The 23,714-nt window shown below is 49.5% G+C and carries 21 protein-coding genes; 14 read left to right on the forward strand and 7 right to left on the reverse strand.

What is annotated here, in order from left to right:
• Positions 1 to 376 precede the first annotated feature (376 nt).
• The 6 genes from NFS22_RS18300 to NFS22_RS18325 form a co-directional block, all read right to left on the reverse strand.
• A complete protein-coding gene (locus tag NFS22_RS18300) occupies positions 377 to 1,027 on the reverse strand; it encodes a hypothetical protein (protein ID WP_251319158.1) in 651 nt (216 codons plus the stop codon).
• A 367-nt stretch (positions 1,028 to 1,394) separates the two neighbouring features.
• Positions 1,395 to 2,288 (reverse strand): tocopherol cyclase family protein, encoded by an 894-nt coding sequence (locus NFS22_RS18305; RefSeq protein WP_251319160.1) that lies wholly within the window; start codon positions 2,286 to 2,288, stop codon positions 1,395 to 1,397.
• Between the two features lie 288 nt (positions 2,289 to 2,576).
• Positions 2,577 to 3,335 carry a peroxide stress protein YaaA gene (gene yaaA / locus NFS22_RS18310; RefSeq protein WP_251319162.1) on the reverse strand — a complete coding sequence of 253 codons (759 nt, stop codon included), beginning with the start codon at positions 3,333 to 3,335 and terminating at the stop codon, positions 2,577 to 2,579.
• Positions 3,336 to 3,349: 14 nt separating this feature from the next.
• The gene (locus NFS22_RS18315; protein WP_251319163.1) at positions 3,350 to 3,871 is read right to left on the reverse strand and encodes a DUF6933 domain-containing protein; all 522 of its coding nucleotides are present in this window, start codon (positions 3,869 to 3,871) and stop codon (positions 3,350 to 3,352) included.
• On the reverse strand, positions 3,868 to 4,314 hold the full coding sequence (locus NFS22_RS18320) for a SufBD protein (RefSeq protein WP_251319166.1): 447 nt from the start codon (positions 4,312 to 4,314) through the stop codon (positions 3,868 to 3,870). Before NFS22_RS18320 ends, NFS22_RS18315 begins: the two co-directional genes overlap by 4 nt.
• 1 nt (position 4,315) lies before the next feature.
• Entirely contained in the window at positions 4,316 to 4,726 is a 411-nt protein-coding gene (locus NFS22_RS18325; protein ID WP_251319167.1) for a peptide deformylase, read from the reverse strand.
• A gap of 104 nt (positions 4,727 to 4,830) precedes the next feature.
• Between NFS22_RS18325 and NFS22_RS18330 the strand changes: the two genes are divergently transcribed.
• The 11 genes from NFS22_RS18330 to NFS22_RS18380 all read left to right on the forward strand — a co-directional run bounded on the left by NFS22_RS18330 (position 4,831) and on the right by NFS22_RS18380 (position 21,041).
• Positions 4,831 to 5,259: a (deoxy)nucleoside triphosphate pyrophosphohydrolase gene (locus tag NFS22_RS18330; protein WP_251319168.1), complete on the forward strand. Its 429-nt coding sequence runs from the start codon at positions 4,831 to 4,833 to the stop codon at positions 5,257 to 5,259.
• Positions 5,260 to 5,272: 13 nt separating this feature from the next.
• Positions 5,273 to 8,167, forward strand: a complete 2,895-nt coding sequence (locus NFS22_RS18335) for a type I restriction endonuclease subunit R (protein WP_277614885.1) — start codon at positions 5,273 to 5,275, stop codon at positions 8,165 to 8,167.
• A gap of 18 nt (positions 8,168 to 8,185) precedes the next feature.
• A complete protein-coding gene (locus NFS22_RS18340; RefSeq protein WP_251319170.1) occupies positions 8,186 to 10,603 on the forward strand; it encodes an N-6 DNA methylase in 2,418 nt (805 codons plus the stop codon).
• Positions 10,596 to 12,095, forward strand: a complete 1,500-nt coding sequence (locus NFS22_RS18345) for a type I restriction-modification system subunit M (protein ID WP_251319171.1) — start codon at positions 10,596 to 10,598, stop codon at positions 12,093 to 12,095. Before NFS22_RS18340 ends, NFS22_RS18345 begins: the two co-directional genes overlap by 8 nt.
• Positions 12,088 to 12,672 carry a restriction endonuclease subunit S gene (locus NFS22_RS18350; protein WP_251319172.1) on the forward strand — a complete coding sequence of 195 codons (585 nt, stop codon included), beginning with the start codon at positions 12,088 to 12,090 and terminating at the stop codon, positions 12,670 to 12,672. Before NFS22_RS18345 ends, NFS22_RS18350 begins: the two co-directional genes overlap by 8 nt.
• Positions 12,672 to 13,826: a restriction endonuclease subunit S gene (locus NFS22_RS18355; protein WP_251319174.1), complete on the forward strand. Its 1,155-nt coding sequence runs from the start codon at positions 12,672 to 12,674 to the stop codon at positions 13,824 to 13,826. The genes NFS22_RS18350 and NFS22_RS18355 overlap by 1 nt, the downstream gene beginning before the upstream one ends.
• 74 nt (positions 13,827 to 13,900) lie before the next feature.
• Complete coding sequence (gene xerA, locus NFS22_RS18360) at positions 13,901 to 14,881, forward strand: site-specific tyrosine recombinase/integron integrase (RefSeq protein ID WP_251319175.1); 981 nt, start codon at positions 13,901 to 13,903, stop codon at positions 14,879 to 14,881.
• Positions 14,882 to 14,945: 64 nt separating this feature from the next.
• Positions 14,946 to 15,590, forward strand: a complete 645-nt coding sequence (locus NFS22_RS18365) for a restriction endonuclease subunit S (RefSeq protein ID WP_251319177.1) — start codon at positions 14,946 to 14,948, stop codon at positions 15,588 to 15,590.
• Positions 15,583 to 18,291, forward strand: coding sequence for an AAA domain-containing protein (locus tag NFS22_RS18370; protein WP_251319179.1), 2,709 nt, complete (start codon positions 15,583 to 15,585; stop codon positions 18,289 to 18,291). Before NFS22_RS18365 ends, NFS22_RS18370 begins: the two co-directional genes overlap by 8 nt.
• A gap of 25 nt (positions 18,292 to 18,316) precedes the next feature.
• On the forward strand, positions 18,317 to 20,125 hold the full coding sequence (locus tag NFS22_RS18375) for a GmrSD restriction endonuclease domain-containing protein (protein WP_251319180.1): 1,809 nt from the start codon (positions 18,317 to 18,319) through the stop codon (positions 20,123 to 20,125).
• Between the two features lie 139 nt (positions 20,126 to 20,264).
• Positions 20,265 to 21,041 (forward strand): CAP domain-containing protein, encoded by a 777-nt coding sequence (locus NFS22_RS18380; protein ID WP_251319181.1) that lies wholly within the window; start codon positions 20,265 to 20,267, stop codon positions 21,039 to 21,041.
• Between the two features lie 96 nt (positions 21,042 to 21,137).
• Here the strand turns inward: NFS22_RS18380 and NFS22_RS18385 are convergent, their stop codons facing one another.
• The gene (locus tag NFS22_RS18385) at positions 21,138 to 21,800 is read right to left on the reverse strand and encodes an endonuclease/exonuclease/phosphatase family protein (RefSeq protein WP_251319182.1); all 663 of its coding nucleotides are present in this window, start codon (positions 21,798 to 21,800) and stop codon (positions 21,138 to 21,140) included.
• Between the two features lie 452 nt (positions 21,801 to 22,252).
• On the opposite strand from NFS22_RS18385, the gene NFS22_RS18390 reads away from it, so the two are divergent.
• The 3 genes from NFS22_RS18390 to NFS22_RS18400 all read left to right on the forward strand — a co-directional run bounded on the left by NFS22_RS18390 (position 22,253) and on the right by NFS22_RS18400 (position 23,693).
• Complete coding sequence (locus NFS22_RS18390; protein ID WP_251319183.1) at positions 22,253 to 22,462, forward strand: helix-turn-helix domain-containing protein; 210 nt, start codon at positions 22,253 to 22,255, stop codon at positions 22,460 to 22,462.
• Positions 22,459 to 23,034, forward strand: coding sequence for a helix-turn-helix domain-containing protein (locus NFS22_RS18395; RefSeq protein ID WP_251319184.1), 576 nt, complete (start codon positions 22,459 to 22,461; stop codon positions 23,032 to 23,034). Before NFS22_RS18390 ends, NFS22_RS18395 begins: the two co-directional genes overlap by 4 nt.
• A 254-nt stretch (positions 23,035 to 23,288) precedes the next feature.
• On the forward strand, positions 23,289 to 23,693 hold the full coding sequence (locus NFS22_RS18400; RefSeq protein WP_251319185.1) for a hypothetical protein: 405 nt from the start codon (positions 23,289 to 23,291) through the stop codon (positions 23,691 to 23,693).
• Positions 23,694 to 23,714 lie beyond the last annotated feature (21 nt).

A 23,714-nucleotide genomic window follows, 5' to 3' on the forward strand; every position in this document is an offset into this window, starting at 1 on the left:
AATTTTTTCATACTGTTCTCTATTCAGTTCCATTCTCCTATTGTATCATACTTTGCCCCTTATGTGAACACTACCTAATTGCTTTGAGTTTTTTGATTTTATATGCAAAAATCCCGCACCGAAGTGCGGGATTTTTGTCTGCATCTTTTTTGTCAATGCAAGTTGGTGGACTCGAAGGGGATCGAACCCTCGACCTCTGCGATGCGAAAAGATTCATAAAACTTTTTTGGCTTGTTTTTGCTCCTTTTAGCCATTTCTGCTGGAGTTCACTTCATCTGCAAGCCTCTTTAACGAGGTGTTTTCCATGTGTTCCGGCCACGTCTGTGGTAGGTTCTGTGGTCAAAAGGATATTATCATCCTCAAACCAACGGCAAAGTTAATCATAGAAGCCATATCTTTGGCAAATCTCATGTACAGCTTCAGCATAAAGAGATCGTGAATGTTTCCTTAAATCGCTGTTCTTGTTCTTCTTGTCTAAGTACAGTTTTCTTAATTCATCGTGATGTCTATTATCTTTTATCCACTGTTCTTTTTCGCAAAGTATATAGTATCCACCAGGCTGTTCCTCCCAAGTGTAACTGTTCTGCCTTTTATTGAAACGAATATATTCTTGCCGTTTATGGCCCTCTTCATCTGTATAGTTATTTACAATGGCAAAATCGCAGCTGTGAAGAATACGCGAGTTTTTTCTGTCCTTGAATTTGATGGTGATAACACGGGTCGAGTCTTCAGCGTAATCGTATCCATACTTATGGGCTACCTTATTCAACGCCTGTATAATTTTGAATTTGATTTTTTCCGGAGTATAATTGCAATCATCGTCGTTGACCTCCAGATTAACATCAAAATCATAGCCAATATTTGTTTGTGGGACGTAAGTCACCATATTACGCCTATCACTTCCCACGAAATCAAAGCGAAAAGTAAAATCATCCCGAAGCAAATTTTGGGTCCTTTTTATAATAGCAATCAGGTCGTTTTTGACTGGGGCACGTTCTTTTCTGGTAACATATTTAAAGTCGTGCATATAGTATCCCCCTATATTTTATTTTCCCGACCCGACCATTTAGCGTGAACTAAATCGTTGTATTATACAACAAGATTTTTGTTTGTCAAGGAGTACAAGATATAAATTGCGCCTGTTTTAAATTTTTCGGAAACTTTATAATAATACAGGACAGGAAATACTTTTCGTGTTATTTTGTCTGTATTCTAACTCTGATGGGAAGGTTTTACAACGGTTTTCTGCCGGGACAGGCACTCAGATTCTGAAGGAGAATATCCAAAGATAAAAGAAAAATCCAAAGCATGGGGCCAAATGCTAAAATTATGACCGGCAAAAATGCGCTTGAAGTTTTTGAGCAAAGGCGAGGATATTTTGCCGGCAGAGGCAATCAGTTTACGAAGGAATACTCAAAACTAGCATTTGAGTCAGTATGCTGAAGCGAGAGGTTGTCCCCGTGCCAGAAGCGGTAACGAACCTCCGCACAGAGGCTCTCGTGGATAGTGCGCTCCATGCGGCCCTCTACCGGAGCACGGAGGGCCTGCCGCTGCTCGTTCAGCAATTCTACTTCCAGGCGGTACTGCCCCTGACGGATCACCGCACCGGAGGGAGACCACTTTTCAATTTTGGCGCCCCGGTAGGTTGCTAGGCGGTATTCCTGGCCATGGTATAAAACAGAGCAAATACAGCCAGTGAAGCCGCCCACAGGCAGGGGGATCGCCGCAATTGCAAGCATCAGACTGCCGCGTTCCGGGCCGCCCCAAACGCACTGTGTCCAGAGGTACTTGCTGGGAAAAGAGCGGCCTCGATCCGTCTCAATATACCCGGTTCCACCGGAGAAATCCAAGCATTCGCCGTTCAGCTCCAGTGCTCCCTCCAGGGAATGCCCCATGCTGATGACGCCGTGGGCGCACTGCATCCCTGCGAAGAACCGGAACGGCCCCATGATGTCAGAGCGCAGAGCGGTAAAAGGACCATAGTGCAGTGAGCCACAGAGGGAAAGATTGTCCTGTTGGATATGGAGGTCGATCCCCTGACTGCCAAAGCTGGACGCTCCAATCTGCACTTGAAAAGGCTGCCGGGAGACTTGTAGCTGTGCCTCCGGGTACTCCAGCCACCACGTCTGATTCTTTGAAATGACCTGGAGGGAGGCAGTGCAGTGTACTTCTCTGTCGATATGGAACGCGGGAATCAGCGCCAGAGTCTGTCCCTGCGGATTCTGGTGCTTGAAGTACCAGCCCTCAAAATAGGGGCCCGTCTTAGTTCTACCGCGGAAAAATCCCATAATTTATCACCCCGGATTCAGTTTTTCCTGAATCTGGGGATTTTATATGGGATATTCTCCGATGCTGGAGGCCGTCGAAGCTACCTTGGTGAAAAAGTTTTGCGGATATAAACCGCAAAACTTTTGATGTGAAGTGAGTGTTGCAGTTATAACTATATACTTTAGCAATTAAAAACACCCCTGTATTAGCAGGTAGGCCAGCGGAAATTACCAGAGGATCAAGATGATGCACGTTGCGGATTTCCTGCTGAGTACGGAATATTAAGCCGCTCCTGGCCAGGAAGCGGCTCAATCCTTGCGGGACTGTATCCAAAGATAAGCGGTGTGATTCCCCACCGATGTGGAGCGGCAGAATTGATAGCCCAGATGATCAAAGGCCAAAAGGTCCTCCGGGCTTTTGATTTGGTTCTCCGCCAGCCAGCGCACCATCTGCCCGCGGGCCATTTTACATTTGGTACCCTTTTCGACGACCCTGCCGTCTTTCAGCTCTCCAAAGACACAGGTGACAAATCGGACGGCTTTTGGCAGATGAGCCTCCACCGCTTTGCTGTACTCCTTGGAGGCCAGATTCAGCACCACGTCTGTTTCCGAGGCCAGTTGGTGAGCCAGACGGTCCCCCCAGAACTGATACAGGTCCCGGCAGCTGTCCACCTCCAGCTTCGCCTGCATTTCCAGCCGGTAGGGTGTCACACCGTCGAAGGGCCGCAGCAGACCGTAGAAGCCGGAGAGGATGCGCAAGTGCTCCCGGAGGTAGTCCAGGTGGGCTGTCTCCATTACGCCGGGGGCCATGTAGCGGTACTGGATGCCCTCGTAGGAGAAAATCGCCGGAGTGAGGTTGCGGCGCAGGTCCATCTGTGCCAGCCGCTCTATGTTCAGTTTGGCGATGGCGTCATTGCACTTCCAGAGGGCCTGCAAGTCCTGGGGGGACATGCTCTGGAGGGCGGCTTTCAGCCGCTCTGTCTGCTCCAGAAATTGGGGCAGGCTGTCCATGGCAAAGCTGTCCGTGTCCACCACCATTCTCTTCGCCGGGGCGATGATGATGCGCATAGAGCCCCCTCCTTTCAGATTTGGGAAAGCATCTCCGTCAGCCGCCTTGCCGCTGTATCCAGGCCTTCTATTCCGGCACAGCGACTGAGTTTGGCGTTGACAAGCTGATCCAGCAGGGGCTGACTTTGACTGCTTTCGTCCAGGGCCAGCTTCGCGACCATCACATCCTCCCAGGCGCGGTTTAAAAACGCCACCTCCCGGCGGCCATGGGTCCTGGTGAACAGAGGCAGTTCTGAACCGCATAGCTTCTTCGTCTCTTCTGCGGGAAAACCGGCGACGGATAAACTGAGCCGCAAACCGTCCAGGAAAACGTCCGGCAGGCGCTCCCATTCCAGGCGATTGAGATCATACAACACAAATGTGTATCGCGTATGGCAGTGGACCGCCAGCAGACTGGGCCTGCCCCGCAGCGGAATGATGTGGAGGTCCCAGCAGAAGCGGCAGTCCGGCTCCTGGCTGTAGGGGAGTGCTTTAATGTGCAAATGCCGCTGGAGAGGAATGGTCAGACCAAGTTCTACCGCCCCCCGCGTCTTCATGAGAAACGCTCCATTTTTTGCAGCGCCGCCACGATGTCTTTCAAAACCAGCGGCTGCATACTATCCGGGTATCCGCTCAAGTCGGCCTGTTCCAATGCCGCCCGGATACGGGGAATGAGATTCGGTTTTGCTTCTGCAATTTCCGGTAAAGCCGCCACGCACTGACGGGCTGTAATTGGCTTTACATCGGTGACGTGGGACAGAAATTCATCAAGCAGCAAGTCAAATTTACCGTCCTTGTCCCAACGGGCATTGGCTGCAAGAATGGAAATAGCCCGGTTGCGAACCAGGGAATTTTTATGGCGCAGGAGGGCGGCAAAGTTGTTAAAGTGAGGATACCAAACGTCGGATGCCCTGCTTTCGGCGGTGATTTGTTGGGCAAGGGCATAGGTGGCCTTGGCGTCTTTTCCCGTCAGACAGGCAATACAGGCGTTGAAGTCCATATCAAATCAGTACCCCCTCGCAGTGGTCGATTTCGTGCTGGATGATCTGGGCCGTCCAGCCGGTAAAGGTTTTGAAGCGAATCTGAAACTGCTCATTCTGATACTGCACCTTGATAGATTGCCAGCGTTTGGCCTTCCGGATGCCGGTGAGGGAGAGACAACCCTCCTCCGCTTCGTAAGATCCGGATTTCTTGATGATCTCCGGGTTGAACATGACCGTGTATTTGCCCTCGTTGTCAAAGACGATAATTCGCTTGCAGACGCCGATCATATTGGCCGCCATGCCTACACAGCCGTCCTTGTGGGCAGTCAGAGTGTCCAGCAGGTCCTGAGCGACAGGCAAGTCCTCCAAAGTGGCCGGTTCAGCCTTTTGGGAGAGGAACGCTTCATCCCGCATAATCTCTCGTACCACGGCATTGCACCTCCATTACGCTCTTCCCCCAGGGGGGAAATTGTGGTATACTCAATAAAATAGCATAAATGAGGGAAAAAGGCAAATTGGGGGCGGCGGATGGTATGGAGAAAAAAGCGACAGAGGTTGTGGCAGCGCTGATCTGGGACGGGAGCAGGTTTTTGATCTGCCAGCGTCCAGCTCACAAGGCACGGGGACTGCTGTGGGAGTTTGTGGGCGGTAAAGTGGAACCGGGAGAGAGCAAAGAAGATGCCCTCATTCGGGAGTGCCGGGAAGAACTGGCTGTTACCATCTCAGCGGGTGAAGTGTTTATGGAAGTCGACCACGATTACCCGGACCTGAATGTACATCTGACACTGTTCAATGCGGCAATTATCGAGGGAACTCCAAAAATGTTGGAACATAATGATATTCAGTGGATTAAAGTGGATGAAATACCGCAGTACGAGTTTTGCCCGGCGGATAAGGAAATTTTGAGAAGATTACAAGCAAAAGCATGGCAAGGGGGAAGGTTACATGAAAGCTCTATTTAATGAAGACAACACTATGGAGCAAATGATAATCTCCATTTTGAAAGAGAATGGTTGGACATACATTCCCGCTGAGAAGCTTCCGCGTATGTATTCGGATGTTATGGTGGAGCCCATGGTGAAGGAAGCTTTGATCCGGCTGAATCCTGAGATCGCAGCGGAACCTTCCCGTGCTGACGAGGTCATTTATAAGCTTCGAACTGTTATTTTGTCTGTACAGCCGCATAACCTGGTGACCCAGAATGAGCTGTTTAAAAAGCTGGTGTTTGAAGAAAACTCCTTCCCCTTTGGAAAAGACGGTCGTATGGTTCCGATTCGCTTCTTTGGTACGATGCGCAAAGAGGATATTGCCTTAAATGAATATGTCGTCACCAACCAATGGGTATATCCTCAGGCGGATGGAGGCAAACGCCTGGATATTGTGCTGCTGATCAACGGCTTTCCCATTGCGATTGGCGAACTGAAGACGCCTGTCCGCAGTGCCATTACATGGCTTGACGCCGCTGGAGATATTTCCGCATATGAGAAAAGCATTCCCGCCATGTTTGTCACAAATGTATTCAATTTTGCCACAGAGGGGAAGTGTTACCGCTACGGCTCCGTGAATATGCCCATCAATATGTGGGGACCGTGGCACACCTCTGATCATAAGGCGGAGGGCGGCCTTGCGGATGTGAAGATCAGCATAGCAAATATGATTACACCGGAAAAGGTTATGGACATCTTCCAGTTCTTCACTATGTTCGCCACCGATAAAAAGTACCGGAAATATAAGATCATCTGCCGCTATCAACAGTTTGAGGGTGCGAATATGATCGTCAGCCGTGTCCTTGCCGGGTATCCGAAGAAAGGGCTGATCTGGCATTTCCAGGGCTCCGGCAAATCGCTGCTGATGGTATTTGCTGCGCAGAAGCTGCGTATGGTACCTGAACTCAAAAATCCTACGGTTGTGATTGTGGATGACCGCATTGATTTGGAGACACAGATCACGGCGACCTTTAACGCCTCCGACATTCCCAATCTGACCAGCGCGTCCACCAAGGAGGAACTCTCCGCTTTCTTCCGCGGAGACATGCGGAAGATTCTGATTACAACAATTTTCAAATTTGGTGAGGTCAATGGAGAGCTGAATGCCCGAGACAACATCATTGTTATGGTGGACGAGGCACATCGGACCCAGGAGGGGGACCTGGGTGAGAAGATGCGCATGGCCCTTCCCAACGCGTTTTTCTTCGGTCTTACCGGTACGCCGATCAACCGGGTGGACAAAAATACCTTTTTGACCTTCGGCGCGGAGGAGGACCGCACCGGCTATATGAGCCGGTACTCTTTCTCCGACTCCATCCGGGACGGCGCCACGCTGCCCCTGCATTTTGAGCCGGTTCCCGTGGAGCTGCATGTCAACAAAGATGAACTGGACCGGGCATTTGAGGCAATGACCGATGAGGCAGGGCTGAGCAGGGAGGAAAAGAATGAGCTTTCCCGCCGCGTCAACATGAAGGCTATCATGTATAACCCGGCCCGCATTCGAAAGGTCTGCGAACATATCGCAAAGCACTTCCAATCAAAAATTGCGCCAAACGGCTACAAGGGACAAATCGTGGTTTATGACCGGGAGTGCTGCCTGATGTATAAAGCAATCCTGGACGAACTGCTTGGCGAGGATGCCACTACGATTGTTATGGATGCCAATAACGACAAGGAGGATCGCTACAGGAAATACCGCCGTGATCGTGATGCGGAGGGAAAGATCCTGGACGTGTTCCGGGACCCAAACAGCGAGCTGAAGCTGGTGATCGTCACCTCCAAGCTGCTGACCGGGTTTGATGCTCCTATTTTGCAGGCGATGTATCTGGATAAACCCATGAAGGATCACACGCTGCTGCAGGCGATCTGCCGTACAAACCGCACATATGATCAAGGGAAAACCCATGGATTGATCGTTGATTATATTGGAATTTTTGACGATGTGGCGAAGGCTCTTGATTTTGACGAGACCAGTATACGCCAAATCATCACCAATATCGAGGAGATTAAAAAGCAGCTGCCGACGCTGATGAAAAAATGCCTTGGCTATTTTATGGGGGTCGATCGTACCATAGAGGGCTGGGAAGGACTGATGGCGGCCCAGGAATGTCTCCCCACCAACAAGGAAAAGGATACCTTTGCCGCCGACTATCGTGTGCTGAACCGGGCTTGGGACGCTCTGTCGCCGGATATCTTCTTGAACGCATACAAGTCGGATTACCAGTGGCTGTCCCGTGTCTACGAATCCGTCAAACCCACCGACGGCAGAGGGGGTCTGATTTGGGCCTCCCTTGGGGCCAAGACCATTGAGCTGGTTCATCAGAATGTTACGGTCGGCGAGACTGACGAAGATATGGACATTCTTGCCATGGACGCTGACCTGATTGATGATTTTCTGGAGAAGCAGAAGGATTTAAAAAAAGCGGCAAAAAAGGTTGAGATCAGCCTTGTGGCAAAGATTCTGAACCATGCCCAAGACCCCAAATTTATCCGGCTGGGTGAGAAGTTGGAAGCCCTGCGCGAGAAACATGAACAGGGTCTTGTTACCAGCATTGAATTTTTGAAGCTTCTTTTGGAACTGGCGAAGGAAGCAGCTCGGGCGGAGAAAGATGTCGTTCCGGAGCAGGAAATTGATAAAGGGATCGCCGCCTTGACGGAGCTGTTCAATGGTGTGAGGAACAAAAATACGCCTGTCATTGTAGAGCGCATCGTTGCTGATATTGACAGCATTGTGAAAATTGTCCGCTTCGATGGCTGGCAGAGCACAACGGCCGGCAAGCAGGAGGTCAAGAAGGCCCTTCGCAGTGTAGTCTGGATCAAGTATAAGATCAAAGACAAGGATGTCTTTGACAAGGCGTACAGCTACATCGAGCAATATTATTGATGGGAGGCAGGTGGAACTATGATCGGCGCAATCATTGGAGATATTGTGGGCTCCAGATTTGAGTGGAACAACCACCGCTCCAAGGACTTTGACCTGATGCCGCACCAGTGTTTCTTTACGGATGATTCCATCATGTCATTGGCCGTATGCGACGCGCTGATGCGCTGCCGACCGGATTTTACCGGTCTGGGAGAGCAGGCAGTCCGCTCCATGCAGGAGATTGGCCGCCCGTATCCGAACAGCGGCTATGGTGGATCTTTTTACAGGTGGATGTATTCCGATCATCCGAAGCCTTACAACAGCTTTGGAAACGGCGCCGCCATGCGGGTAAGCGGCTGCGGGTATGCGGCAAGGTCTCTTGAAGAGGCAAAAGCCCTCTCCAAAGCGGTGACCGAGGTGACCCATAACCATCCGGAGGGAATCAAAGGCGCCGAGGCCACTGCTGCTACGGTTTATCTCGCCCGCACCGGAAAAAGCCTGCTGGAAATTCAGGACTATATCACGAAGAACTACTACCCGATTGATTTCACGCTGGATTCCATCCGTGGTACCTATCAGTTCAACGAGACCTGTCAGGATACCGTGCCCCAGGCGCTGGAGGCTTTTTTTGAGTCCACCGGCTTTGAAGACGCCATCCGGAACGCAATCTCTATCGGCGGCGACAGTGATACCCTGGCGGCGATTACCGGGGCGGTTGCAGAGGCCTATTACGGTGTACCCGCTCCCATGCGGAAACTGGCCCTGACCTTTTTAGACAAGCGCCTTTTAAAAGTCCTCATGGATTTTGAGGGTATCTATCCGGCGAAAGCGGAAAAAGCAGGTGAGGCCGGAAACGTCGGAATTCGATCTCCGGAGCGCGCTGGAATCAAAGCCAGCAAGCGTTCTGAAATCATGCAGCTTGCCTTTGATTTTGCTGACGAGGATGCCGCAAACAGCACATCAGTTTCCGAGGAGACCACCAGCCAGAAACTGTTTTCTCACTTGTTTGAGGCGTGCAATATCCTGCGGGGCCCCATCAACCAGGACGAATACAAAAGCTATGTGACACCGATTCTGTTTTTCAAACGACTTTCCGACGTCTATGACGAGGAGACCCAGGCTACGCTGGAGGAATCCGGCGGGGATGAGGAATATGCCGCTTTCCCGGAGAACCACCGCTTTGTGATCCCAGAGGGATGCCATTGGCAGGATGTCCGGGAGGCGAGCATGGATGTGGGTGTTGCCATTGTAAATGCTATGAACGGGATTGAGCGGGCGAACCCCGATACATTGAGCGGGGTATTCTCCAGCTTTGATGACGCAAACTGGACGGATAAGTCAAAGCTATCCGACGAGCGGCTGAAAAATTTGATCGAGCATATGTCCAAAATAAAGGTTGGCAACAACAATTATTCTGCCGACGTGATGGGGGACAGTTATGAGTTCCTGATCAAGAAATTCGCGGATTTATCAAAAAAGAACGCCGGCGAATTTTACACCCCACGCTCCATTGTTAAGCTGATGATTATGTTGCTGGCCCCGCAGGTGGGCGAGTCGGTGTATGACCCCGCCTGCGGCACAGGCGGTATGCTGATTGAAGCGATTCGTTACATGAAGGGTGACAAGCGAACCTACGGCCGAATCTATGGTCAAGAAAAGAATCTGGCCACCTCCGCCATTGCCAGGATGAACCTGTTTCTGCATGGCGCAAGAGATTTTAACGTGACCCAGGGGGACACACTGCGAAGCCCTAATTATCTCTGGCGGGGCAGCCTGCAAACCTTTGACTGTGTGGTGGCGAATCCCCCCTTTTCCTTGAAAAACTGGGGGGCGGAGCAGTTTAGCAGCGATATCTACGGGCGCAACTTCTGGGGTTGCCCCACGGACTCCAACGGAGACTTCGCGTGGCTCCAGCACATGGTCAAATCCATGGATCCCAAGACAGGCCGGTGCGCTGTCGTCCTGCCCCAAGGCGTCCTGTTCCGGGGTGGAAAAGAGGGAGAGATCCGAAAGCAGTTGGTAGAGTCCGACAAGCTGGAGGGTGTGATCACACTCACCGGCGGCGTTTTCTACTCCACCGGCGTTTCCGCCTGCATCCTCTTTTTGAACAACAACAAAAGTGCGGAGCACCGCAGAAAGGTTTGCCTGATTGACGCCTCCGGCATCTACACACCTCAGCGAGCACAGAATGTTATGACTGAGGAAGATATTCAAAGAGTCTATTCCCTTTACTCGGCCTATGAAGATGTGATCGAGCGCGTCAAAATAGCAACGGTTGCCGATATACGGGAAAAAGACTACACTCTTGCCATTAACAACTACATTGAGAAAAAAGAGCAGGAAACAATTCCCCCAGAGGAAGTACGCAGACAGTATTTTGAGGCTTATGAGGCTATGCTCCGGGCCGAGGAAAAGATGAAAAAGCTTCTGCTGGAGGGAGGGTACGTCAGTGAATAAACGAATCACCATTGAGGAATTACAGTCCTATCTGTGGAACTCCGCCGTCCTCCTCCGCACAAATATTGACGCGGGAGCCTATAAGCAGTACATATTCCCGCTGCTGTTCTTTAAGCGAATCTGTGATGTGTACGATGAGGAGACCGCCGCAGCGCAGGAGGAATACGGCGAAGATGCCGCTGAGTTTGATGAGCGTGAACTTCATACATTTATCGTTCCCGAGGGCAGCCACTGGAATGACGTCCATGCAGTTTCAGAAAATGTCGGCGTGGCAATCGTGGAGGCGTTCCGAAAAGTTGAAAACGCCAATTCCGATAAATTACAAGGGATTTTTGGCGATGGGGCATGGATCAATAAAAACCGTCTGCCGGACCGTTTACTGAAAGACCTGCTGGAGCATTTCAGTACCAGGACGCTCTCCATCGCAAACTGCCCAGAGGATGAGCTTGGCCAGGGATACGAGTATCTCATCAAAAAATTCGCAGATGACAGTGGTCACACAGCGCAGGAGTTTTACACCAACCGGACCGTTGTCCATCTGATGACGGAGATGCTCCGTCCAGAATCGGGGGAGTCCATTTACGACCCCACCTGCGGCAGCGCCGGTATGCTGATCTCCGCGATTGCTTACCTGAAAGAGCAGGGGAAGGAATGGCGCAATGTTGCGGTCTTCGGACAGGAGATTAACGCACTGACCTCCGCCATCGGAAAGATGAACCTGTTTCTCCACGGCGTCAAGGACTTCCGCATTGTAAACGGCGATACCCTGGCCACACCCGCGTTTATTGAAAACGGCAGGCTGCGGCAGTTTGACCTGGTTCTGGCCAATCCGCCATATTCCATCAGCCAATGGGATCGCGCCGCCTTTGAGAGTGACAAATATGGCCGCAACTTCCTGGGAGTGCCGCCCCAAGGGCGGGCGGACTATGCTTTTTTGCAGCATATCATTACCAGCCTGAAGGAGGAGACCGGGCGGTGCGCGATTTTGTTTCCCCACGGCGTTCTGTTTCGCAACGAGGAGAGCGCCATGCGGGAGAAGCTGGTGCGCAGTGACCGCGTCGAATGCGTGATCGGTCTGGCGGCAAACCTGTTTTACAACTCCCCCATGGAGGCCTGCATCATGATCTGCCGCATGAATAAGCGCCCGGAGCGGCGGGGACAGGTGCTTTTCATCAACGCGGTAAACGAGGTGGAGCGAAAAAATGCGCAAAGCTATTTGGAGGACCGGCATATCCAGAAGATTGCCAAAGCCTATCACCAGTATTCTGATGAGGCTGGTTTCGCGCGGGTAGCCACCATACAAGATATTGCGGATCACAACTTTTCCCTCAGTATTCCCCTCTATGTCAAGCAGGAAACTGAGATGGCGGAGACGGATACCCGCTCCGTTCAGGAACATTATGACAGCTGGATGGCCGCCTCGGAAACCATGAAGCTGAGTTATAAGAAGCTGAATTCACTTTTGGGAAAGGGGGCGCAGGAAGGTGAGTAAGGTTTTGCTTGGCGATGTGGCCGAGGAACGCAGGGAGACCTGTAGAGGCAATAAAGATGGGTATCCCACGGTTGGACTCGAGCATTTAACACCAGAGGAAATCACACTTACTTCTTGGGATGAGGGTAGTGATAACACCTTTACAAAAATGTTCCGTAAAGGGGATGTGCTTTTTGGTCGCCGTCGGGCTTACCTGAAAAAAGCTGCTGTTGCGCCGTTTGATGGAATCTGCTCTGGTGACATTACAGTTATTGAGGCGAAGCCAAACTATCTCCTTCCTGAATTACTGCCTTTTATCATTCAAAATGATGCTTTGTTTAGTTTTGCCGTAGAAAAATCGGCGGGTTCACTTTCTCCCCGTGTCAAGTGGGAACACCTGAAAAGTTATGAGTTTGAGTTGCCGAATATGGACAAGCAGCGTGAACTTGCGGAACTCTTGTGGGCGATGGATGATACAAAGAAATCCTATCAACAGCTCATTGCTGCTACGGATGAGTTGGTGAAATCTCAATTTATCGATTCTGTAAGCTGCAAAGCTTTCCCCATTCATTCCACCTCTACAAGGAGGTGTGCGTGATGGCGAAATATCGTTTTGAACAGATTGCGATCAATAGCAAGGAAAAGAAAAAGCCTGCTGAGGAAGATCGCTTTACTTATATCGGCTTGGAGCATTTGGATACTGGCAGTTTGAATGTTACACGCTTCGGCTCAGACGTTGCTCCTATCGGCGAAAAGCTGGTTATGAGGAAAGGCGACGTCCTGTTTGGAAAACGTAGAGCCTATCAGAAGAAAGTTGCTATTGCACCTTTTGATGGTATATTCTCTGCACATGGCATGGTTCTTAGGCCTCAAGAAAAGGTTGTTGACAGGAAATTCTTCCCTCTGTTTATCAGCTCCGACTACTTTTTAGATGCTGCCATCAAAATATCGGTAGGTTCTTTGTCGCCAACAATTAACTGGCGCGACCTGAAAGATTTGGAATTTGAACTGCCGGATTTAGACACACAAAAGGAATTGGCAGAGGTATTATGGGCTATCAATGATACAATAGAAAGCTATAAAAAGTTGATTTCTGTTACAGATGAGCTTGTTAAGTCTCAATTTATCGAGTGGTTTGGAGATCCAGCTTGGAATACTCTGAAGTTACCTATATCAACAATTGGACAAGAAACAGAATGTATTGTTGCAGGACAGTGCCTAAATGGAAGTCCAGGTGTTCTTCGGCAAGGTGAAAAAGCTGTTTTGAAAGTTAGTGCAGTTACCTATGGCTATTTCAAAGAGGACGAATACAAAGTATTATATGATGTAAAGCAGGTAAGCAAAGGAATATGCCCCATGAAGGGAGATTTGCTTTTTAGTCGTGCAAATACAAGAGAATATGTTGGTGCAACAGCTTTGATTGATGAAGATTATCCTAATTTATTCCTTCCAGATAAGCTCTGGAAACTTGTATTCAAGGAAAGCATCCATCCTGTCTTTGCAAAACATTTTTTGAGTCATCCATCTATGCGCAAGGTACTATCCGAGATGGCTACAGGAACAAGTGGGTCAATGTATAACATATCTATGGATAAGCTGCGATCTTTGAAAATAATAGTACCAAATCATTCAGCACAGGAGCAATTTGTTGAATTTGCCCGCCAGAGCGATAAATCAAAATTTGAACTGGAACAAGCCCTTTCAGAATTGACCGCCACCTACAAACGTATCATTTCCGAGCAACTCGGCTGAAAAACAGGGTCATGGAGTTTCCTCCGGCTCGTGGGTACGCCTCAAACGGAGGAATACGACAAGGAGGAAACACCATGATTGAAGAAATTATCATCAATATTCAGCATGAACTCTCTGAAAGCTTGAGCGAAAACCAAATGAAACAGCTATTGGCATCGTTGCGCAGACATTTGTCTGTGTTGAATGCACAGGCCTCCATAGACAGTGAATCACAGATGTCCAATTGGCTGCCGCTTTTTATTTCGGCCAAGCGCGTGGAAGGTTGTTCAGAAAAATCTCTGCGCTATTATGAGTCCACGATCCGAAATATGTTGGAGAAGATCAATAAGCCGGAACGCAAAATAACAACGGAGGATCTTCGTTTATACCTCGACAATTACCAGCGACGAGGAACGGTCAGCAAGGTGACTCTCGATAATGTGAGACGGATTCTCTCATCCTTTTTCTCCTGGCTTGAAGATGAGGATTACATTATAAAAAGTCCCGTGAGGAGAATCCACAAAGTAAAGACTGGGAAGACCGTTAAAGAAACATACTCGGATGAATCCCTGGAGCTGATGCGTGATCACTGTGACAATTTGCGCGACCTGGCGATGATCGATCTGCTTTCTTCCACTGGTATTCGTGTCGGCGAATTGGTGAAGTTAAATCGGAGCGATGTGGATTTTGAAAATCGGGAATGTATCGTTTTTGGAAAAGGAAATAAGCAGAGAAAGGTCTATTTTGATGCGAGAACTAAAATTCATCTCCAGCGGTATTTGAAAGAACGCCCCGATGAGAACGATGCATTATTCGTCTCCCTGTTGAAACCATTCGAGCGTCTGCAAATCAGCGGTGTTGAGATACGTCTGCGAAAAATTGGCCGTGAACTGAGTTTTCATAAGGTTCACCCTCATAAATTTAGAAGGACCCTGGCCACAATGGCGATTGACAAAGGAATGCCAATCGAGCAGGTTCAGCAGCTCCTTGGGCATCAGAGCATCGATACCACACTCCAATACGCAATGGTCAACCAAAATAATGTGAAAGAGTCACATAGGAAATATATCGCTTAATCGTTAGCAAGTTGTTTGCAATTCTCAATTTCTGGGGGAGTTTGGTGATCCAGTAGCCAATCCAATGCACTGGAAAACAACACCTCTACTTGAGATGGGAAAATGCAAAAATGGAATGAATTTTTCGACTAAGGATAGCGGTTTTGATATTTCATGTCTGGGTGTAGCGGACTTTCAGAGTAGGCTAACGATCCATGAAGACACCCCTCTCTCCGGCATTTCACTTAATGAAATGCCAGGAGAGGATTACCTACTTAAAAACGGTGATATTGTTTTTGTCAGATCAAATGGGAACAAAGAACTTGTTGGGCGCAGTGTTTTGGTCAAATTCACGGACAGGATTGCTACCTTTAGTGGTTTCTGTATTCGATTTAGGAAAGAAGCTAATTGTCTAAATGAAATTTATCTTTTGCATCTTCTCAGAATGGATTCTGTGCGAAAGAAGTTAAGAGGTCGGGGAGCGAATGTTCAAAATTTGAGTCAACAGACTTTAGCCAATATTGATGTTCCGCTTCCCCCGCTCCCGCTTCAAGAACAATTTGCCGCCTTCGTCCGCCAGAGCGATAAATCAAAATTTGCTGTTCTAAATTGCTTGAAGCGTAATCTGCTCCTCATTCTTCAAAAAACAGAAGATGTTCATAGCCTTATCAACCAAAGCGCAAAAAAGTATTTCTGTAAAAGCTGTCACAGGGAGAATCATAATGGATAGAGAAAGATACCTAATTCTGATCAATGGCCAGGACAAAACGGATTCTGTCAAGGAGTTTCGGCCCTGTGGTGACGCTTGTGATATCATTTATACCAGCTCTCCTCAAGTGTACCACTATCAAGGCGGCAAGGTAAAAATTCTGGAGCTGCAACAGCGCATTGATCCTGCTGGTCTGATTGTTACCGTCAAAGGCGTTTGTATGACCCAAGTAGATATGATTTTAGATTTTGGTCCATACTATCGTCTTGTCTGCAGCGGGAAGAAAACACTTTCTTATCCCAGAGAAGAAGTGGAGATCCAGCACAACTGCTTGACAGAAGACAGTCAAAAATGTATTTTCGATTATTTTAAGGAGACGGCAGGAGCTGTCAGCTTGGTGGTGGGAAATGAAATTAATATCCTTAGCATGCAGTATGAACGGATTCAAACTGTCAGTGAAGAAACCGTTTTGGCTTGCTATCTGGAGCTTGGCAGACAGCCTAAAACAGCTCCCCTCCCAGAGACCGTTATCTATCCCTTTGGCCTGAATCAAAGCCAGAAAGTCGCGGTAGAAAACGCGCTGTCCTCTCAAATCAGCATTATCCAGGGCCCGCCAGGTACTGGTAAGACGCAGACGATTCTAAATATTATTGCAAACGCAGTAAGAAACAGAAAAACGGTGGCAGTGGTATCCAACAACAATTCTGCAACCCTCAACGTCGCGGAGAAGTTGGAGAAAAAGGGGCTTTCTTTTCTCACTGCTTTCCTGGGAAGTATCAGCAATAAGGAATGTTTCCTGGAGGCCCAGACCGGCAGATACCCTGATATGGGGGAATGGACTTTAGGGCAGAAGGGAAAAACGCTGCTCAATCAGGAAGTGACCGCGCTCTCCAAAGAATTGAACGATATGCTCAACGCAAAGAATCGGATCGCGGAGATCAAGCAGGAATTTTTACAGCTCAGACCAGAGCAGCACTACTTTGACGAATACTATCAGACTTATGCACAGGCACCGCAGGAGAATCTAAAGAGGCTTTCTTCGCAACAGATTCTGAATCTCTGGCTGGAATACGAACAGCACGCTGAACGTGAAAGCAGGTTGGGCCTGCTGAAAAAAATCTCTATCATGTTTCGGTTCAATCTCAGCGCCTTGAAGATCTTCCTCCAGTCTCCAGAATTGGTGATTCCTTATCTTCAACGACAATTTTATGTCGTGCGGCAGCGGGAGCTGACAGAAGAACGAATCCAACTGGAACAGAGACTTACAAATTATTCTTTTTCTGAGAAAATGGAGGAATTGACAGAGAAGTCCCTTCGCTTATTCCGAGCGGAGCTGAGCAATACCTATCAATGGAAAGAGGAACGCCGAACCTTTGAGATGCGGGATTTTCGGGGGCGGTCAAATGAGTTTAACCGAGAATATCCGGTCGTTCTAAGCACTACATATTCCATCAAAGGCACATTGAATATTGACCACATCTATGACTATTTGATTGTAGACGAAGCATCTCAGGTGGATCTGGCCACTGGCGTATTAGCGTTTGCTTGTGCCCGAAATATTGTGATTGTCGGCGATCTCCAGCAGCTTCCTAATGTTCTGAACGACAGAGATATTCAGACCAGTGAGGCGATATGGAACCGGTACTCTCTTCCGGAAGTCTATCATTTTTCCGCACATAGTCTGCTATCATCTGCTTTGGCGGCATGGCCGAAGGCACCCACGGTGCTGCTGCGGGAGCATTATCGCTGTCACCCCAAGATCATTAATTTCTGCAATCAGAAATTCTATGGCGGAAAGCTGATCGTTATGACGGCTGACCACGACGAGCCGGATGTACTGACGATGTATCGGACAGCGCCGGGAAACCACGCCCGTGGCCGCCTGAATCAGCGGGAGATTGATGTGATTCAAAAAGAAGTTCTTCCACACCTGCAAGAAAAAGGATACCGAAGCATTGGTGTCATTACACCTTATAGGGATCAGGTAGCTGCGCTTCAAAGCCAGTTGGGAGGCGGCATTGAAGCGGTTACCGTCCACAAATTTCAGGGGCGGGAGAAAGACGCGATTGTTTTGACTTCGGTGGATAATGTGATTACAGAATTTGTAGATGATCCCCGTATGCTGAATGTAGCGGTGTCTCGGGCGGTCAAATCTCTGACAGTCGTTACCTCCCAAGATCCACGAAATGACCAGACAAACTATGGGGACTTGGCCCGCTATATCGAGTACAACAACTGTGCGGTTGTAGAAAGCGCCGTTTATTCCATTTTTGACCTTCTTTATCAAGGTTACGCTCAGCAGCGATGTGTTTTTCTGCAAAAGCACAGGCGAATCTCTGAGTATGATTCAGAAAATCTGCTCTATGCTGTAATTGAACGCGTTCTTATGGAACCGGAATTTTCTGCTGTGTCCAGTGCTGTCCATGTGTCGCTGGTCAATCTTGTAAAAGATTATTCTCTGCTGAATCATGAGGAAACCGCTTATGCCCGAAACCCGTTGACCCATGTAGATTTTCTTCTGTTCCGGAAAATGGACAAGTCACCGCTGCTGGCGATTGAGGTGGATGGAACAGCCTTTCACGCTGCCAGCAGCGTCCAGGCGATGCGGGATGAAAAGAAAAATCATATTTTATCGCAATACGGGATTCCTCTGCTGCGTCTCAAAACAGATGGCAGTGATGAGAAAAAGCAAATCGAACAGGCGCTGAGAACGGCGTTGTAGAAACTTATCGGAGGAGAGTTGTACTATGGCAAGATATGATGTTAACAATATTGCGGTCAGTTCTCTGCTTTCCAGCATCAAAGACGGGAGTATCGCAATCCCTGAAATTCAGCGTCCCTTTGTTTGGGACAGCACCAAGGTGCGTGATCTGATCGATTCCCTGTATCAAAACTATCCGGTTGGCTACATCATCGTTTGGCAGAACCCGGATGTAAAACTGAAGGATGGAACCATATCCTCCGGCAAAAAAGTCTTGATTGATGGGCAGCAGCGCATCACCGCTTTGGCTGCTGCGATTGTTGGACAAGAGGTCGTGGGTGCTGATTACAGAAAATTCCCTATAAAAATTGCATTTAATCCCCAGGAAGAGCGTTTCGATGTGGTGAACCCGGCGATTCTCAAGGACGCTAAATATATTCCTGATATTGCTGCAATTTTCGATCCTGGTTTTAATTCATTTGGCTTTGTCATCGACTATTGCCAGAAAAACGGAATCACTGACAACGAGGGAATGTCTAAGATCTCCGATATTATCACACGCTTGAAAAGTATTGAAAATAACAATCTCGGAGTCATTAATCTCTCTCATGAGTTGGATATTGAACAGGTCACAGACATTTTTATCCGAATCAACTCCAAGGGTGTTGTTCTCTCCCAGGCTGACTTTGCCATGAGCAAGATTTCCAGCAATGAAGAATTCGGCGGAAATACCATCAGAAAGATGATCGATTACTTCTGCCACTTTTTACAGGTCCCGGCGGATTACAGCGAGATCAGATCCAATGATACCACTTTTGCTCAGACACCGGAGTTCCACAAAATTGAGTGGATCGTCAATGAGAATGAGGATATTTATGAACCGGATTACAGTGATGTTCTCCGTGTTGCGTTCACCTATAAGTTCAGCCGCGGACGGCTTTCCGACCTGGTCAGCCTGTTGTCCGGTCGTGACTTTGAAGCCAGGGATTTCAAAGCTGAGATTGCGGAAAGAGCATTTTACGATTTGCATGACGCGGTTCTGGATGTGGTCAATCAGACCCATTTCCAGAGGTACGTCATGATTTTGAAATCTGTCGGTGTGGAGCGGGCCTCTCAGGTGCGCTCCCAGAATGTGCTGAATTTTGGCTATATCCTGTATCTCACCTTGAAAGCACGGGAAATCGACTCCAGCATGATTGAGCGAATTGTTCGCCGCTGGATCGTCCTGACGATCCTGACCGGCCGCTACTCGGGTTCACCTGAATCCGCTTTCGACTATGACGTGAAGCGGTTCAATACTTATGAAAATCCTCTCGAATATTTGGAACAGGTAGAGGCCGGCGAGCTCTCCGACGCGTTCTGGAACAATGTGCTGGTGGATCGGCTGAATACCTCAGTGGCCAGTAGCCCCTATTTCAACGTGTTCCTGATGGCCCAGGTTAAGAATCACGACAAAGGTTTCCTGGGTGAACACATAGAAGTGAAAGCGATGCTGGAGGAACGTGGAGATATCCACCATCTCTTCCCTAAGAAGTACTTAATTCGGAATGGGATTACCAGCAAAGGACAGTACAACCAGATCGCCAACTATGTCTATTTGCAGTCGGAAATCAATATTAAAATCAGTGCGGACGCACCAAAGGATTATATGGCGGTTGTTCTTCACCAGTGTGAGACTGGGAAACCGGTCTATGGTGGAATCACTGATTTGGATCAGCTGAGGCAAAATCTGGAGGAGAACTGTATTCCAGAGGACTTTGCTCAGATGGGAATTGAGGACTATCCTCGTTTTCTGGAGCAAAGGCGTGTGCTAATGGCACAGAAAATCCGGAAATTTTATGAGGCACTGAAATAAAAAACTTGGCTAAAATGCTTCGTTTTGACATGCTAATTTCTCTATTTCTATTTTTCTTTTCTATCGACTTTTGCTCCTTCATTCGGTATTGTGTTGGTTGCCAAGAGCACCAAAAATACTGAATACAGGAGGAAAAAGTATGGCCAGTATGAAAAAATGCATCGCCGCGTTGGCAGCAACTACCCTTGCAGTTACCCTCACCCTTCCTGCCGCAACAGCAGAAGCACCAGCCAAGTCCATCCGGATAAGTAGTTACAAGGGCAGCACCCTGGAGGTGGGAGAGCGAAGCGGCCTCATCATCGGGCCCAGTGGAACAGACTACACTGTTACCTCCAGCGACCCGGACACAGTAGCGGTAGAGCAGGTACTGACCTTCTGGGCAGCTGTTGCCAAAGCGGAAGGGAGTGCGGAGATCACCGCCTCCAACAGCGCGGGAGAGTCCGGAACCGTAACGCTGACGGTCGGCCCCGCTACTCCTGACACACCGGAAGCCCCCGCCGACGGGAACAGCGTCAGCCTAACGGACAACCTTGAGATACGCCAGGAGATGATCCGCCTGATTAACCAGACCCGCAAGGCCAATGGGGTATCGGAGCTGCCCATAAACGAAGCCCTGATGAATTCCGCCCAGGCTTGCTCCAACCGGCGCTACACCTGGCATCACGCTCCGGAAGAAAGCAAGGCCGCTGCAGACGCCGGTTACCCCTATGGCTTCGGTGATAACCTCACTGTGTTCACCGGCACAGCCGATGCCGCCCAACACGCCGTCGACAACTGGATCAACTCCCCTGGACACTTCGAGACCATGATCGACCCAAGATGCGACTGCATCGGAGTGGGGGTGACCCAGTACAACGGCATCACCTACTGCTACCTGTTCCTTGGAATCCCCAACAGCATCAACTTCTACGCATAGCAACCGCCCAACGAAACTCAAGAGCAGACCGCATCTGCAGTCTACTCTTGGCTTTCAGATTCTGCTCCTCAATATCCAAAGAAAAAAGTCAAGCCGCTACGAAAAGCACACAGCAATGCCCTTATGGTCAGACAGCAGCTTATCCTGATTCCATTCTGCGATCTGAATGCCGCTGTTGGAGATAAAGCGTTTCGAGACAGCGATGTGGTCGATGCACTTTGCCTCATTTTTTGTAAGCAGGTCGATGTCGTAATCGGAAAAGGTGCGGAGCAAAGTCTCTCTGCTCTGCTTCGTAAAATAGTAACCGTCGGAAAAGCTACAGTTGAAGTCGCCACAAATACACACAGGCGTCCCGCCGGCGGACAGCCGCTTGATATCATCGAGCTGTTGGGTCAGGGACTGCTGAAACGAGGGGTGTCTGTTTCCATAAATGCCGATGATGGTTCCGTAGACCAACAGACGGCCTTTAGGGGTCTCCAACTCAACACACAGTGTGGTATACTCGTCGCAGGTCTTATGCTGTCGGATACAAGGGTAATTTGTGTAGATGGATACTCTGTTCTCGGTGGGGTTATAGAATACAGGCTGAAGATCTGTCAGTGGCGGCGTGTGGAAGCTGTACGGATAATCCAGGCTCACACGATGGTCTGTCTCGGTAAGCACGAGGATATCCGCCTGAGTCTGCTCACAGGCAAGCAGAATCTGCTCCAGGAATTTTTTGTGCCTCAGCCGTTCGATGTTCCAAGTGGCAATCCTCAAGTCGCATCTCCGCCCGTGTCCAGTTGAACGATACGGTTCGTCTGTCAATATTTTATTCGATTTCAAATGGAGAATCAAGGTCGCCCATATCGTCGGACGCAAGGAGCACACCCCAACAGCCATGGAAAATTTTATAGTATTCCCAATTCCAAAAATTTTTATACGCACCCTCTTGACAAAAGCTGCCTGATCGAGTATCCTATGCACAGAACGTATATTCGAGTACAACAACTGAATAAACTGCCTCGCTCTACTTCCGACTTACATATCCGAGGCTGTGCAAGATCTCGCGGTACAATATTCTGTACCGCTGGTTGTTTTGCCAGCAGGGATGTGTAGGTTTTTTATTTTCTCTGGTATGGCAAGAACAGTGTGGACGGCTATCACACTCTGTCCTGTGCTCCAATGCAGAGAGAAAAATCATCACAACTAATAAGGAGAGCAAGTACAGTATGAAAGAATCCATCTACAAGACCTACGATGAGCTGCCGCTGTTCCTGAACACGGAGACAGTGGCGAAGGTGCTGGGCGTCTCACCGTCCAGCGGGTACGAGCTGATGCACGAGCAGGGGTTCCCCTCTCTGCGCATCGGCAGCCGCATCGTGATTCCCAAGGAGGCGTTCATCCGTTGGGTGGAGGAGCACACGGGAGGTACAGCGTGAAAAGATACGATCTCTATTCCAAGCACGAACCCACCAAGAATTTTTCTCCTCTGCCCAATGAGGTGTTCTACCTGGGGCTGTCCTACGGCGCCATTGCGGTCTACGGTTACCTGATGCACATCGAGGACAGGAAAACCTTCCAGTCCTACGCCAGCTACAACACCATCGGCAGAGCGGTGAAGATGAGCGCCAACACCGTCCGCAAGTATGTGCTGGAGTTGGAGGACAAGTGCCTCATCCGCACGGAGCCCACCACCGTCGTCACCCGAGACGGACGCAAGCGCAACGGCACACTGCGCTACTACATCCGCCCCATTCGGGAGGCAGTGGATCACTACCACGAGCGGCAGCTCAGTCAGCTGGAGCTGGCCGTAGAACGGCAGAAAGCACAGGCACGATTGTCGCAGCTGTGCGCGGCTCAGGAGCCGCCCCTGCCGGCTGGGCATCCTACAACGCCCCCAACAGTGGAACGCGGTGTGTCGGGGCTGTGCGGCCCGGTGTACGGAACGGGTGACCTCAGCGATTTTCAAAACGGTCAGGTGAACCGGGGGGTCGAAAAAAGTGCAGGATAAAGGCGTGGCGCCTTGCGCCGCCACGCCGGGTCACACCGGCCCGCAATGCGGGCCGGGAGAGGGGAAACGCCGAAGCTTGGAACCGTTTGCGGTACATTTTAAGAAAAACTGTGCAAATCGCAGAATGGCATCAAATTCCCCGGCGTGGCATTGGATATGGCATTGATAAGGGCGCAAACTCTACTGCCGCAAGGAAAATTCAGGCATTACAGGTGGCGAAAGCCCCGAAAAACACAGTTTTGGAGGATAACATCATGGCAGAAGAAAAAGTGAGATTTCAGATGAGAATTGATCCGGATACCGACCGGAAGATCAAAGCGGCGATGCCGCTAGCACACTGTCGCAGTCAAAATGAGTTCGTGGAAATTGCTCTGCGGTTCTACTGCGACTACCTGACAGCGGGAGACTGCACAGCCGTAGCGCCTATGTACATGTCCGCTATTCGCGGTACAGTGCAGGACTCGGAGAACCGCGTCTGCCGACTGCTCTTCAAGCTAGCGGTGGAGCAGGACATGGTGATGAATGTGCTGGCGGCGGGGATGGAGATTCCCGATGAGCAGCTCAAGGCGCTCCGTGGGCGGTGCGTCCAGAATGTAAAAAAGACCGGCGGCAGTGTTACGCTGGACGACGCGGTCCGCTACCAGAACGGCGGGCTGTAAAAAAGTAGTAGCTATTCCCGA

The organism is Flintibacter muris, from assembly GCF_943192995.1.
In the GTDB taxonomy this organism is placed as follows: Bacteria; Bacillota; Clostridia; order Oscillospirales; family Oscillospiraceae; genus Lawsonibacter; species Lawsonibacter muris.

What these genes read in the sequence shown, in the direction of transcription:
- NFS22_RS18300 (WP_251319158.1), bottom strand. Translation starts at nt 1,027, where the DNA reads ATGCACGACTTTAAATATGTTACCAGAAAAGAACGTGCCCCAGTCAAA.
- NFS22_RS18305 (WP_251319160.1), bottom strand. Translation starts at nt 2,288, where the DNA reads ATGGGATTTTTCCGCGGTAGAACTAAGACGGGCCCCTATTTTGAGGGC.
- yaaA (WP_251319162.1), bottom strand. Translation starts at nt 3,335, where the DNA reads ATGCGCATCATCATCGCCCCGGCGAAGAGAATGGTGGTGGACACGGAC.
- NFS22_RS18315 (WP_251319163.1), bottom strand. Translation starts at nt 3,871, where the DNA reads ATGAAGACGCGGGGGGCGGTAGAACTTGGTCTGACCATTCCTCTCCAG.
- NFS22_RS18320 (WP_251319166.1), bottom strand. Translation starts at nt 4,314, where the DNA reads ATGGACTTCAACGCCTGTATTGCCTGTCTGACGGGAAAAGACGCCAAG.
- NFS22_RS18330 (WP_251319168.1), top strand. Translation starts at nt 4,831, where the DNA reads ATGGAGAAAAAAGCGACAGAGGTTGTGGCAGCGCTGATCTGGGACGGG.
- NFS22_RS18335 (WP_277614885.1), top strand. Translation starts at nt 5,273, where the DNA reads ATGGAGCAAATGATAATCTCCATTTTGAAAGAGAATGGTTGGACATAC.
- NFS22_RS18340 (WP_251319170.1), top strand. Translation starts at nt 8,186, where the DNA reads ATGATCGGCGCAATCATTGGAGATATTGTGGGCTCCAGATTTGAGTGG.
- NFS22_RS18355 (WP_251319174.1), top strand. Translation starts at nt 12,672, where the DNA reads ATGGCGAAATATCGTTTTGAACAGATTGCGATCAATAGCAAGGAAAAG.
- xerA (WP_251319175.1), top strand. Translation starts at nt 13,901, where the DNA reads ATGATTGAAGAAATTATCATCAATATTCAGCATGAACTCTCTGAAAGC.
- NFS22_RS18365 (WP_251319177.1), top strand. Translation starts at nt 14,946, where the DNA reads ATGCACTGGAAAACAACACCTCTACTTGAGATGGGAAAATGCAAAAAT.
- NFS22_RS18370 (WP_251319179.1), top strand. Translation starts at nt 15,583, where the DNA reads ATGGATAGAGAAAGATACCTAATTCTGATCAATGGCCAGGACAAAACG.
- NFS22_RS18375 (WP_251319180.1), top strand. Translation starts at nt 18,317, where the DNA reads ATGGCAAGATATGATGTTAACAATATTGCGGTCAGTTCTCTGCTTTCC.
- NFS22_RS18380 (WP_251319181.1), top strand. Translation starts at nt 20,265, where the DNA reads ATGGCCAGTATGAAAAAATGCATCGCCGCGTTGGCAGCAACTACCCTT.
- NFS22_RS18390 (WP_251319183.1), top strand. Translation starts at nt 22,253, where the DNA reads ATGAAAGAATCCATCTACAAGACCTACGATGAGCTGCCGCTGTTCCTG.
- NFS22_RS18400 (WP_251319185.1), top strand. Translation starts at nt 23,289, where the DNA reads ATGGCAGAAGAAAAAGTGAGATTTCAGATGAGAATTGATCCGGATACC.